Here is a 12434-nt window from a genome sequence, read left to right as displayed (position 1 = left end):
ACTGGACAGTCACAAAGCCTTTGCGGCATAGTCGCCGGGTTCTGACGACTGCTCATTCATAACAAGGAACATGCAGATGGCAACGCTACTGGTGCTGCACGGCCCCAACCTGAACCTGCTCGGCACCCGCGAACCCGGCACTTACGGTTCAACGACCCTGGCGCAGATCAATCAGGATCTGGAGCGCCGCGCCCGTGAAGCCGGCCATCATCTGCTGTATCTGCAAAGCAACGCCGAGTACGAATTGATCGATCGCATCCACGCCGCTCGCGGTGAAGGTGTGGATTTCATTCTGATCAATCCAGCAGCTTTTACGCACACAAGTGTCGCATTACGTGACGCGCTGCTGGGAGTGAGCATCCCATTCATCGAAGTGCATTTGTCCAACGTGCACAAGCGCGAACCTTTCCGCCATCACTCTTACTTCTCCGATGTAGCGGTGGGAGTGATCTGCGGCCTTGGCGCCAGCGGTTACCGACTGGCCCTGGAGGCCGCACTAGAGCAGCTTGAAACACAGGCAACGACTTGAACCACAAGCGTTAAACGCCCCTGACCGACCCTTGGGAGTTGATGATTCATGGATATCCGTAAAGTTAAGAAACTGATCGAATTGCTGGAAGAGTCCGGCATCGACGAGCTCGAGATCAAGGAAGGCGAAGAGTCCGTACGCATCAGCCGTCACAGCAAGACCCCGGCTCAGCAGTACTACGCTCCGGCGCCGATGCAGGCTCCGGCCGCTGCACCTGCCGCCGCTGCTGCTCCAGTGGCTGCTGCCGCTCCGGCTGCCGCTGCTGCTCCGGCACTGAACGGCACCGTGGCCCGCTCGCCAATGGTAGGCACCTTCTACCGCAAATCTTCGCCAACCTCGCCAGCCTTCGTTGAAGTCGGCCAGACCGTGAAGAAAGGCGACACCCTGTGCATCGTCGAAGCCATGAAGATGATGAACCACATCGAAGCTGAAACCAGCGGTGTGATCGAATCCATCCTCGTCGAAGACGGCCAGCCGGTTGAGTACGACCAACCGCTGTTCACCATCGTTTGAACTGCGGAGAGCCTTTGATGACTGCGAAGTTGGAAAAAGTTCTGATCGCTAACCGCGGTGAGATCGCCCTGCGGATTCTGCGTGCCTGCAAAGAGATGGGCATCAAGACCGTCGCCGTTTACTCCAAGGCCGACAAAGAGCTGATGCACCTGGGTCTGGCAGACGAATCCGTCTGCATCGGCCCGGCTTCTGCCGCTCAGTCCTACCTGCACATCCCGGCCATCATCGCTGCCGCTGAAGTGACTGGCGCCACCGCCATTCACCCAGGCTACGGTTTCCTCGCGGAAAACGCCGATTTCGCCGAACAGGTCGAGAACTCCGGCTTCGCCTTCATCGGCCCGAAAGCCGAAACCATTCGTCTGATGGGCGACAAGGTGTCGGCCAAGCACGCGATGATCGAAGCTGGCGTGCCGACCGTTCCAGGCTCCGACGGCCCGCTGCCGGAAGACGAAGAAACGGCGCTGCGCATCGGTCGTGAAGTCGGCTACCCGGTGATCATCAAGGCCGCTGGCGGTGGTGGTGGTCGCGGCATGCGTGTGGTGCACAAGGAAGAAGACCTGATCGCCTCGGCCAAGCTGACCCGCTCCGAAGCTGGCGCGGCGTTCGGCAACCCGATGGTCTATCTGGAAAAATTCCTGACCAACCCGCGTCACGTCGAAGTTCAGGTACTGTCCGACGGCCAGGGTCACGCCATCCATCTGGGCGATCGCGATTGCTCGCTGCAACGTCGTCACCAGAAAGTTCTCGAAGAAGCGCCGGCACCGGGCATCGACGAGCAGGCGCGTCAGGAAGTGCTGGCACGCTGCGTCAAGGCGTGCATCGACATCGGCTACCGTGGCGCCGGCACGTTCGAGTTCCTGTACGAGAACGGTCGTTTCTACTTCATCGAAATGAACACCCGCGTTCAGGTGGAGCACCCGGTTTCGGAAATGGTCACCGGCATCGACATCGTCAAGGAGATGCTCAGCATCGCCGCTGGCAACAAGCTGTCGTTCACCCAGGATGACGTGGTGATCCGCGGTCACTCGCTGGAGTGCCGGATCAACGCTGAAGACCCGAAAACCTTCATGCCGAGCCCGGGCACGGTCAAGCATTTCCACGCTCCAGGCGGCAACGGCGTTCGCGTCGATTCGCACCTGTACAGCGGTTATGCGGTTCCACCGAACTACGACTCGCTGATCGGCAAGCTGATCACTTACGGCGCGACCCGCGACGAAGCCATGGCGCGCATGCGCAATGCCCTGGACGAAATCGTGGTGGACGGGATCAAGACCAACATCCCGCTGCACCGTGATCTGACCCGCGACGAAGGCTTCTGCAAAGGGGGCGTGAACATTCACTACCTCGAGCACAAGCTGGCTGGCGACAAGCACTAAGCTTCAGCCCGCACCAGACAAGGCCGCCTTCGGGCGGCTTTGTTGTTTCTGAGATTGCAAAAAACCTGTGGGAGCGAGCTTGCTCGCGAAGGCGGCACATCAGTCAGCATCAAAGTGACTGGCAATCCGCTTTCGCGAGCAAGCTCGCTCCCACAAAAGCTTTGCGCTCGCGTAAACTTGCGCGCTTCTCGCTGGCCGCTAGGCTGCAATCATATTTTTTCAAAGGTGCCCGCCATGCCTTGGCTGCAAGTACGTCTCGCCATCAGCCCGGAACAAGCCGAAACCTACGAAGACGCTTTCCTTGAAGTCGGCGCCGTTTCGGTGACCTTCATGGACGCCGAAGATCAGCCGATCTTCGAGCCGGAACTCAACACCACCCCGCTGTGGGCGCACACGCACCTGCTGGCCCTGTTCGAGGGCGGCACCGAGCCTGCGCCGGTGCTGGCGCATCTGGAACTGCTGACCGGCAGCCCGCTGCCCGAGCATCACAGCGAAGTCATCGAAGACCAGGATTGGGAACGTAGCTGGATGGACGGTTTCCAGCCAATGCGTTTCGGTCAGCGCCTGTGGATCGTGCCGAGCTGGCATGCCGCGCCCGAGCCTGATGCGGTCAACCTGCTGCTGGACCCGGGCCTGGCATTCGGCACCGGCACTCACCCGACTACCGCGCTGTGCCTGGAATGGCTCGACGGCCAGGATCTGAAGGACTGCAACGTACTGGACTTCGGCTGCGGCTCGGGGATTCTGGCGATCGCCGCCCTGCTGCTCGGCGCCAAAGAAGCGGTCGGCACCGACATCGACGTGCAGGCGCTGGAAGCCTCGCGCGACAACGCCGGACGCAACAATATTGCCGACGAGCTGTTCCCGCTGTACCTGCCGGAAGATCTGCCGCAGGTCAAAGCCGACGTGCTGGTGGCCAACATTCTGGCCGGCCCGCTGGTTTCCCTGGCGCCGCAGCTGTCCGGCCTGGTCAAGTCCGGCGGGCGTCTGGCGTTGTCCGGGATCCTCGCCGAACAAGGCGAAGAAGTCGCCGCAGCTTATGCTCAAGACTTCGATCTCGACCCGATCGCCAATCGTGATGGCTGGGTGCGCATCACCGGCCGTCGGCGCTAAAATGGCCGCCTGCATAAACCGGATCGCCGCATGACCGACAGCTTCGTCACCCAGTGCCCGCATTGCCAAACCAGCTTCCGCGTCAGCCATGCTCAGTTGAGCGTGGCCCGCGGGGTGGTTCGCTGTGGCTCCTGCCTGCAAGTGTTCAATGCCGCCAAACAGCTGCTGGAACAACACGCCGGCAAGGAAGCGGTTACGCCGGTGGCGCCGGCCATTGTCCAGCCAGCACCGTCTCAGCCCGTGGTCAGCGAACCGCCGCCAGTGGTCGAAGCGCCCGTCAACGACGAACCGCCCGCGCCGCGCGCCATCAGCCAAAAGCAATGGAGCGCCAGCGAGCTGGACCTGGACAGCCTCGATCTGGACGAAGAACTGGCCCGCCTCGAACAACGGGAAATCCAGCCGACCACCGAATTCGGTCGCCAGCGCGAAGAGTCCCTGAGCGCCCGCCGCGACAGCCCTGAAGCCGATGAAACGGTGTGGCGCGACAGCCTGTTCAGCGCACGCGACGATGAACGCCTGCCCGAGCCCGAAGATGAAATCGAGCCCGAGATCGTCGAAGCCGAACCGCTGAAAACCGCGCGCACCGAGCCTTCGTTGTCGCTGGAGCCGGTGGATCTGGACGACGAGCCGCCGATCCCGCAACTGCGCCTGCATGACCCGATCGATCCGAATGCCCGCCGCGAACGCCTGTCGGCCAGCGTCGAACCGGACGATGACGAGTTGCCATCGGTCGAACCGCTGCGTAAAAAACGTGAACGTGCCGAACCCGGCGTACGCGCCGAAGTGCTGCAGGATCTGACCGACGATCCACTGCAACTGGACTGGCAGAAGCGCCGTTCGCCCTGGGGCCGGCGCCTGCTCTGGAGTTTGCTGGTGCTATTGGCTGCCGCTGGTCTGGCCGGTCAGTACATCGCCTATCATTTCGACGAACTGGCGCGCCAGGATCAGTACCGCCCGTGGTTCCAGCAGTTCTGCCCGCAGATTGGCTGCACGGTGCCCTCCAAGGTCGACATCGGCAAAATCAAAAGCAGCAATCTGGTGGTGCGCAGCCATCCGGAATTCAGCGGGGCGCTGGTAGTGGATGCGATCATCTACAACCGCGCAACATTCTCCCAGCCGTTCCCGCTGCTGGAGTTGCGCTTCGCCGATCTCAATGGGCACCTGATTGCCAGTCGTCGCTTCAAACCCGGCGAATACCTCAACGGCGACCTTGAGGGCATGGCGGAAATGCCGCCACAGACGCCGATCCACATCGCACTGGATATCCTCGATCCAGGCCCCAAAGCGGTGAATTACAGCCTGAGTTTCCACTCCCCCGAGTGAATCGCTTCATCGCTTCAGGTTTGACGGCAGTTTTCTGACTTCGCCCACGGCAACCAAACCGCTGGCAATAACAGAATAACTGTTCAGATTTTGTTCAATTCAGCCTTTATCCAGTCATCGAGAGCGGGTATCATGCCAACCCTTTTTCGAACTCTCATGATCCGGCCCCACTTCAGGGAAGTCCTATGTCGGCGGTACGCATCGGCCCATATACATTGCAGAACGGTTTGATTCTCGCCCCGATGGCGGGCGTCACCGACCAGCCCTTTCGTCAGCTGTGCAAGCGTTTGGGCGCAGGGCTTGTAGTCTCGGAAATGGTCACCAGTGACATGAGCCTGTGGAACACCCGCAAGTCGCGCATGCGCATGATCCACGAAGGCGATCCCGAGCCACGCTCGGTACAGATTGCCGGTGGCGACGCGCAGATGCTCGCGGATGCGGCCAGGGCCAACGTCGAGCTGGGCGCACAGATTATTGATATCAACATGGGTTGCCCGGCAAAGAAGGTCTGCAACAAGGCCGCCGGCTCCGCGTTGTTGAAGGATGAAGCACTGGTTACCGAGATCCTGCAGGCCGTCGTCGCTGCAGTGGATGTGCCGGTGACCCTGAAGATCCGCACCGGATGGGATCGCGACAACAAGAACGGCCTGACCGTGGCGAAGATCGCCGAGCAGGCCGGGATCACCGCGCTGGCCGTGCATGGCCGCACGCGCGCCGATCTGTACACCGGCGAAGCCGAGTACGACACGATTGCCGCGATCAAGCAGGCGGTGTCGATCCCGGTGTTTGCCAATGGCGATATCGATTCGCCGGAAAAGGCCCGCTACGTGCTTGACGCGACCGGTGCCGATGGCCTGCTAATAGGCCGGGCTGCCCAGGGGCGGCCATGGATTTTTCGCGAGATCGAACACTTCCTGCGTACCGGCGAGAAATTGCCGGCGCCGGAGCTGAACGAAGTGGAACGCATCCTGCTGGAGCATCTGGCCGCCCTGCACGCCTTCTATGGGGATGTGATGGGCGTGCGCATTGCCCGCAAGCATGTGGGCTGGTATCTCGCAACCTTGCCGGGCGCCAGGGAGTTTCGCGCCCACTTCAATCGTTTGGATGGTACGGAAACACAATGCGCCAACGTTCGGGAGTTCTTCGCCGAGCGTTACAAGAGCCTGACAGGGGACGAAGAAGGGGTGGCCGCATGACGATGATGACCGAGACTTTAGTGAGTGGAACAGCACCCGTGAGCGACAACGTGAATTTGAAACAGCACCTCAATACCCCAAGCGAAGAAGGTCAGACCCTTCGCGGGAGTGTCGAGAAGGCGCTGCACAATTATTTCGCCCACCTTGAGGGCGCGTCCGTCACGGATGTGTACAACCTGGTGCTCTCCGAAGTCGAGGCTCCCCTGCTCGAAAGCGTGATGAACTACGTCAAGGGCAACCAGACCAAGGCCAGTGAGCTGCTGGGACTCAACCGCGGCACACTGCGCAAGAAACTCAAGCAGTACGATCTGCTGTAAGCATTCAATCAAACCAGAAAGGCGCCCGCGTAAAACCGGTCGCCTTTTTTGCTGACTTCCTTTGCTTTTGATGGAAATTGAGATGACCGACCAGACTACCCGCCTGCCGATCCGCCGCGCCTTGATCAGCGTTTCCGACAAGACCGGGATCCTCGAATTCGCCAAAGAGCTTGAAGCCCTCGGCGTCGAGATCCTCTCCACCGGCGGGACGTTCAAGCTGCTGCGCGACAACGGTGTTGCTGCAGTGGAAGTCGCGGATTACACCGGTTTCGCGGAAATGATGGACGGTCGGGTGAAAACCCTGCACCCGAAAATCCACGGCGGGATCCTCGGTCGTCGCGGTATCGACGACGCGATCATGAGTGAGCACGGCATCAAGCCGATCGATCTGGTTGCGGTCAACCTGTACCCGTTCGAAGCCACCATCAACAAGCCAGGCTGCGACCTGCCGACCGCCATCGAGAACATCGACATCGGCGGCCCGACCATGGTCCGTTCGGCGGCGAAAAACCATAAGGACGTGGCGATCGTGGTGAATGCCAGCGATTACGCCAACGTTCTGCAAAACCTCAAGGCCGGCGGCCTGACCTACGCTCAGCGTTTCGACCTGATGCTCAAGGCCTTTGAACACACCGCCGCCTACGACGGCATGATCGCCAACTACATGGGCACCGTGAATCAGGCTGCCGAAACCCTGAGCACCGAAGGCCGCAGCGAATTCCCGCGCACCTTCAACAGCCAGTTCATCAAGGCCCAGGAAATGCGCTACGGCGAGAACCCGCACCAGAGCGCGGCGTTCTACGTGGAAGCCAAGCCTGCCGAAGTCGGTATCGCCACCGCGACCCAACTGCAAGGCAAAGAGCTGTCGTACAACAACGTGGCCGACACCGACGCCGCGCTGGAATGCGTGAAGAGCTTCGTCAAGCCGGCCTGCGTGATCGTCAAGCACGCCAACCCGTGCGGCGTGGCCGTGAGCCCGGACGCCGAGGGCGGTATCCGTCAGGCCTACGAACTGGCCTACGCCACCGACACCGAGTCGGCCTTCGGCGGCATCATCGCCTTCAACCGTGAGCTGGATGCCGAGACCGCCAAGGCGATCGTCGAGCGTCAGTTCGTGGAAGTGATCATTGCCCCAAGCGTCAGCGAAGAGGCTCGCGCCATCGTCGCCGCCAAAGCCAACGTGCGCCTGCTGGCCTGTGGCGAGTGGTCGGCGGACCGCGTTCCGGCCTGGGACTACAAGCGCGTCAACGGTGGCCTGCTGGTGCAGAGCCGCGACATCGGCATGATCGGCGCCGACGACCTGAAAGTGGTGACCAAGCGTGCACCGACCGAACAGGAAATCCACGACCTGATCTTCGCCTGGAAAGTTGCCAAGTACGTCAAGTCCAACGCCATCGTCTACGCCAAGAACCGTCAGACCATCGGTGTCGGCGCTGGCCAGATGAGCCGCGTAAACTCCGCGCGTATTGCTGCGATCAAGGCTGAGCATGCCGGTCTGCAAGTGGCCGGTTCGGTGATGGCATCGGACGCGTTCTTCCCGTTCCGCGACGGTCTGGACAATGCGGCCAAGGTGGGCATCACGGCAGTGATCCAGCCGGGCGGCTCGATGCGTGATGCTGAAGTGATTGCTGCTGCTGACGAAGCAGGCATCGCGATGGTGTTCACCGGCATGCGCCACTTCCGTCACTAACCAGTCGACGGCCGCACTGAAGCCGGCATCTGCTGCGTTGGAGCCGACCTCGATGATGCTCATTGCCAAAAGGCAACTCCGCTCATCGAGGTCAACTCCGCCTTGCATCTACCGACTTCATTGCGACCTCCTACAGCGTGAAGCGCTTTAGGCTCTAAAAACAGAATTAGCGTCATCCGAGGTTTTTGAAATGAATGTTTTGATCATTGGCAGCGGTGGCCGTGAACACGCCCTGGCCTGGAAAGTGGCTCAGGATCCGCGTGTGCAGAAGGTTTTCGTCGCGCCGGGCAATGCCGGCACCGCGATTGAAGCCAAGTGCGAAAACGTCGCCATCGACGTGCTGGCCCTTGAGCAACTGGCCGACTTCGCCGAGAAAAACGTTTCCCTGACCATCGTCGGCCCGGAAGTACCGCTGGTCGCTGGCGTGGTCGATCTGTTCCGCTCCCGTGGCCTGGACTGCTTCGGTCCGACCGCCGGCGCTGCGCAGCTGGAAGGCTCGAAAGCCTTCACCAAGGATTTCCTGGCCCGCCACAAGATCCCGACCGCCGACTACCAGAATTTCACCGAGATCGAGCCGGCTCTGGCTTATCTGCGGGAAAAAGGCGCACCGATCGTGATCAAGGCCGATGGCCTGGCCGCCGGTAAAGGCGTGATCGTGGCCATGACCCTGGCCGAAGCCGAAGACGCCGTGCGCGACATGCTCGCCGGCAATTCCTTTGGCGACGCCGGTTCGCGCGTGGTGATCGAAGAGTTCCTCGACGGCGAAGAAGCCTCGTTCATCGTCATGGTCGACGGCAAAAACGTCCTGCCGATGGCCACCAGCCAGGATCACAAACGTGTTGGCGACGGCGACAGCGGCCCGAATACTGGCGGCATGGGTGCCTATTCCCCTGCCCCGGTGGTCACCGCCGATGTGCACCAGCGCGTGATGGACCAGGTGATCTGGCCGACCGTGCGCGGCATGGCCGAAGAAGGCAACGTCTACACTGGTTTCCTGTACGCCGGTCTGATGATCGACAAGGCCGGCAACCCGAAAGTCATCGAGTTCAACTGCCGCTTCGGCGACCCGGAGACCCAACCGGTGATGCTGCGTCTGCAGTCGAGCCTGGTGTTGCTGGTCGAAGCCGCTCTGGCGCAAGCGCTGGACAAGGTTGAAGCCCAGTGGGATCCACGTCCGAGCGTCGGCATCGTATTGGCCGCCGGTGGCTATCCGGGCGACTACGCCAAGGGTGCAGCGATCAACGGTCTGGACGCAGCCGCAAGCCTGGAAGGCAAAGTCTTCCACGCCGGTACGGCGCTCAAGGATGGCAACGTGGTGACGGCCGGTGGTCGCGTACTCTGCGCCACTGCCATGGGCGCCAGCGTCAGCGAAGCCCAGCAGCAAGCCTACAAGCTGGCCGCCGCCATCGACTGGGAAGGTTGCTTCTACCGCAAGGACATTGGCTACCGCGCCATTGCCCGTGAACGTGGCGAAACCCAGGAATAAGTTGTCCTTCAGGTCCGGCGCGGGATGCAGTCCCTCGCCGGGCTGTTCCGCCGCTGCGCATCGTTATATTCTGGCATCAACCTACGAAGGGATTTCGCCGTGCGCTGGCTCAGGATTGCCATAAGCTTCACCGTCACGCTGCTGACCTTGCTCTGCATGCTTCCGGCGCTGGCCGCGCAAGGCAGTGGCTGGTCGGTATTGCTTGACGATCAGGGCAATCTGCAACTGAGCGACATCCGCTCGACTCGCTACACCAATCAATTCAGCCCTATCGAACTGGATCGCCTCACGGCGGCCGAGCCCGATGGCGCACTCTGGCTGCGTTTCAAACTGGCGCCGGGCAAGCACGAGCAAGTGCTGCGTATCTTTGCGCCCGACCTGTCCAGCCTCAGCCTGTACGTGCTGGACGGCGACAAGCTGATCGAGCAACGCCTCTCCGGCACCCACCAGCCGCAGGCCGAGCGACCACTGCCCAGCAGCGATTTCCTGCTACCGCTGCCGCAAAGCGACAAGCCACTCGACATCTATCTGCGCATGGTCTCCGACCATCAGCTGCGCCCGCACATCACCCTGCAATCGGCGGTGATGAGTGCCGCCAATCAGAACCAGACGCTGATTTTCGGCTTGCTGTTCGGTTGCCTCGGCATGTTGCTGCTGCACAACCTCGTGCGCTATGCCTACTCGCGCTCGCGCAGCAGCCTGTGGCTGGCGGTCTGCGAAGGCCTGCTGGGCCTGAGTCTGTTGCTGCTGCTCAACCTCGCCGGCCCGTGGCTGCCGAACTGGCACGCGATCCAGACGCCGGGTGCTTATCTGGCGCTGCTGCTGACCGCCCCCGCCGGGTTGATGTTCGCCCTGCGCTTCTTCGCCCCGCTGGGCCCGCACCCGCTGAACAAACTGTTGCTGGGCGACATTCTGTTCATCGTGATCTGCAGCCTGCTGCTGTTGTTCGTCAACACCCTGCCGCTGAACATCATCACCTACGCACTGGTGGCGCTGGCCGGCCTGAGCATGTTGCTGGTCGGCTTCTATCACTGGCAGAAGGGTTACCGTCCGGCGCGGCTGTTCGTGGCCGGGATGGTGGTATTCAACATCGGCACGCTGATTATTTTGCCGGCCCTGCTGGGGCTGACCCTGGTGGCACCGCAAGGCCTGATCATGACCCTGATGGGCTTCATCTGCATCAGTGGCCTGCTGATGAGCATCGCCTTGGGTGAACGCCAGCGCAGCATCACCGAAAGCCGTTTCAGCATCAGCCGCGACCTCGCCGCCAGCAACGCCGAGATCAACGCCAAGGCCGAATTTCTCGCCAAGATCAGCCACGAAATCCGCACCCCGATGAACGGCGTGCTGGGCATGACCGAGCTGCTGCTGGGCACACCGCTGTCGGTCAAGCAACGTGATTACGTGCAAACCATCCACAGTGCCGGCAACGAACTGCTGACGTTGATCAACGAGATCCTCGACATCTCCAAGCTCGAATCCGGGCAGATCGAGCTGGATGATGTGCAGTTCGACCTCAATGCTTTGATCGACGACTGCCTGAGCATCTACCGGGCCAAGGCCGAACAGCAAAACGTCGAGCTGATCAGTTTCATCCAGCCACAGGTACCGCGCGTGATCAGCGGCGACCCGACCCGCTTGCGCCAGACCCTGCTGAGCCTGCTGGAAAACGCCCTGAAAAAAACCGACGAAGGCGAAGTGCTGATCGTCGTCGCCCTCGACGAGCGCAGCGTCAAGCCGCGCCTGCGCATCGCCGTGCAGGACAGTGGCCAGCCGATGGAGGCAGAAGAGCGCGATGCGCTGCTGCATGCCGAGCTGCACAGCAAGCACTTCCTCTCGGCCAACCGTTTGGGTGGCAACCTTGGGCTGGTGATCGCCCGGCAACTGATCCGCCTGATGCACGGCGAGTTCGGGATCAAGAGCGGCGCCAATCAGGGCAGTACCTTGTGGCTGACCCTGCCACTGGACCCGGACCGTCTCGAACACCCGACCTCCGACCTCGACGGCCCGCTGCAAGGTGCGCGCGTGCTGGTGGTGGACGACAACGACACGTGCCGCAAGGTGCTGGTGCAGCAATGCAGCGCCTGGGGCTTGAACGTCAGCGCGGTGCCCTCGGGCAAGGAAGCGTTGGCGCTGCTGCGCACCAAGGCGCATCTGCGTGACTACTTTGATGTGGTGCTGCTGGACCAGAACATGCCCGGCATGACCGGCATGCAACTGGCGGCCAAGATCAAGGAAGACCCCAGCCTGAACCACGATATCCTGCTGATCATGCTCACCGGTATCAGCAACGCGCCGAGCAAGATCATCGCGCGCAACTCCGGGATCAAACGCATCCTCGCCAAACCGGTGGCCGGCTACACGCTCAAGACCACGCTGGCCGACGAGTTGAACCAGCGCAATAAAGGTCAGGTAGTGTTCCAGCCGCAAGTGGTCACTCCCGCGACGGCGGCCAAGGTGCCGAGCGATTTCCGCATTCTCGTCGCCGAAGACAACACGATTTCGACCAAAGTGATTCGCGGCATGCTCGGCAAACTCAACCTGCAACCGGACACCGCCAGCAATGGCGAAGAAGCCCTGCAGGCGATGAAGGCTCAGCGTTACGACCTGGTGCTGATGGACTGCGAAATGCCGATCCTCGACGGTTTCTCGGCGACCCAGCAATTGCGCGCGTGGGAAGTCAGCAATCAGCGCACCCGCACACCGATCGTCGCGCTGACCGCGCACATCCTCGCCGAGCACAAGGAACGCGCGCGCCAGGCCGGGATGGACGGGCACATGGCCAAACCGGTGGAGTTGTCGCAACTGCGTGAGCTGATCGAGCACTGGGTGGCCCAGCGTGATCAGCAGAACCGCACGGCCTCGACATTCTGACGATTCCGTTCATCGCC

The 12434-nt window shown here is 61.5% G+C and carries 10 protein-coding genes; all 10 read left to right on the top strand.

All coding sequences use genetic code 11. The annotated features are described in order from the left end of the window. Positions 1 to 76: 76 nt before the first annotated feature. The 10 genes from aroQ (at position 77) to HXW87_RS07100 (ending at position 12417) form a co-directional block, all read left to right on the top strand. Complete coding sequence (gene aroQ / locus HXW87_RS07145; RefSeq protein ID WP_007914604.1) at positions 77 to 529, top strand: type II 3-dehydroquinate dehydratase; 453 nt, start codon at positions 77 to 79, stop codon at positions 527 to 529. 48 nt (positions 530 to 577) lie between these two features. After that, a complete protein-coding gene (gene accB / locus HXW87_RS07140; RefSeq protein ID WP_024164417.1) occupies positions 578 to 1042 on the top strand; it encodes an acetyl-CoA carboxylase biotin carboxyl carrier protein in 465 nt (154 codons plus the stop codon). A gap of 17 nt (positions 1043 to 1059) precedes the next feature. After that, entirely contained in the window at positions 1060 to 2418 is a 1359-nt protein-coding gene (gene accC, locus HXW87_RS07135) for an acetyl-CoA carboxylase biotin carboxylase subunit (RefSeq protein WP_041068145.1), read from the top strand. A 234-nt stretch (positions 2419 to 2652) separates the two neighbouring features. After that, entirely contained in the window at positions 2653 to 3531 is an 879-nt protein-coding gene (gene prmA / locus HXW87_RS07130; protein WP_041068147.1) for a 50S ribosomal protein L11 methyltransferase, read from the top strand. A 30-nt stretch (positions 3532 to 3561) separates the two neighbouring features. Next, a complete protein-coding gene (locus HXW87_RS07125; protein ID WP_047291055.1) occupies positions 3562 to 4854 on the top strand; it encodes a DUF3426 domain-containing protein in 1293 nt (430 codons plus the stop codon). Between the two features lie 185 nt (positions 4855 to 5039). Then, positions 5040 to 6050 carry a tRNA dihydrouridine synthase DusB gene (dusB, locus tag HXW87_RS07120; protein ID WP_047291054.1) on the top strand — a complete coding sequence of 337 codons (1011 nt, stop codon included), beginning with the start codon at positions 5040 to 5042 and terminating at the stop codon, positions 6048 to 6050. Next, positions 6047 to 6367: a DNA-binding transcriptional regulator Fis gene (fis, locus tag HXW87_RS07115; RefSeq protein ID WP_003221275.1), complete on the top strand. Its 321-nt coding sequence runs from the start codon at positions 6047 to 6049 to the stop codon at positions 6365 to 6367. Before dusB ends, fis begins: the two co-directional genes overlap by 4 nt. An 82-nt stretch (positions 6368 to 6449) precedes the next feature. Then, entirely contained in the window at positions 6450 to 8057 is a 1608-nt protein-coding gene (gene purH, locus HXW87_RS07110; RefSeq protein ID WP_182403662.1) for a bifunctional phosphoribosylaminoimidazolecarboxamide formyltransferase/IMP cyclohydrolase, read from the top strand. 190 nt (positions 8058 to 8247) lie between these two features. After that, complete coding sequence (gene purD, locus HXW87_RS07105) at positions 8248 to 9543, top strand: phosphoribosylamine--glycine ligase (protein ID WP_095667646.1); 1296 nt, start codon at positions 8248 to 8250, stop codon at positions 9541 to 9543. A gap of 99 nt (positions 9544 to 9642) precedes the next feature. Next, complete coding sequence (locus HXW87_RS07100) at positions 9643 to 12417, top strand: hybrid sensor histidine kinase/response regulator (RefSeq protein WP_239778654.1); 2775 nt, start codon at positions 9643 to 9645, stop codon at positions 12415 to 12417. Positions 12418 to 12434: the final 17 nt, after the last annotated feature.

It is taken from the genome of Pseudomonas sp. Y5-11, from assembly GCF_022368695.1.
GTDB classification, from domain to species: domain Bacteria; phylum Pseudomonadota; class Gammaproteobacteria; order Pseudomonadales; family Pseudomonadaceae; genus Aquipseudomonas; species Aquipseudomonas parakoreensis.
The sequence above is the reverse complement of the archived record's forward strand: the minus strand, read 5'-3'. Positions and strand labels throughout refer to the sequence as shown.

Bases quoted from the DNA above. Each gene is read 5' to 3' on its own strand.
- aroQ (WP_007914604.1), top strand. From the start codon at position 77: ATGGCAACGCTACTGGTGCTGCACGGCCCCAACCTGAACCTGCTCGGC.
- accB (WP_024164417.1), top strand. From the start codon at position 578: ATGGATATCCGTAAAGTTAAGAAACTGATCGAATTGCTGGAAGAGTCC.
- accC (WP_041068145.1), top strand. From the start codon at position 1,060: ATGACTGCGAAGTTGGAAAAAGTTCTGATCGCTAACCGCGGTGAGATC.
- prmA (WP_041068147.1), top strand. From the start codon at position 2,653: ATGCCTTGGCTGCAAGTACGTCTCGCCATCAGCCCGGAACAAGCCGAA.
- HXW87_RS07125 (WP_047291055.1), top strand. From the start codon at position 3,562: ATGACCGACAGCTTCGTCACCCAGTGCCCGCATTGCCAAACCAGCTTC.
- dusB (WP_047291054.1), top strand. From the start codon at position 5,040: ATGTCGGCGGTACGCATCGGCCCATATACATTGCAGAACGGTTTGATT.
- fis (WP_003221275.1), top strand. From the start codon at position 6,047: ATGACGATGATGACCGAGACTTTAGTGAGTGGAACAGCACCCGTGAGC.
- purH (WP_182403662.1), top strand. From the start codon at position 6,450: ATGACCGACCAGACTACCCGCCTGCCGATCCGCCGCGCCTTGATCAGC.
- purD (WP_095667646.1), top strand. From the start codon at position 8,248: ATGAATGTTTTGATCATTGGCAGCGGTGGCCGTGAACACGCCCTGGCC.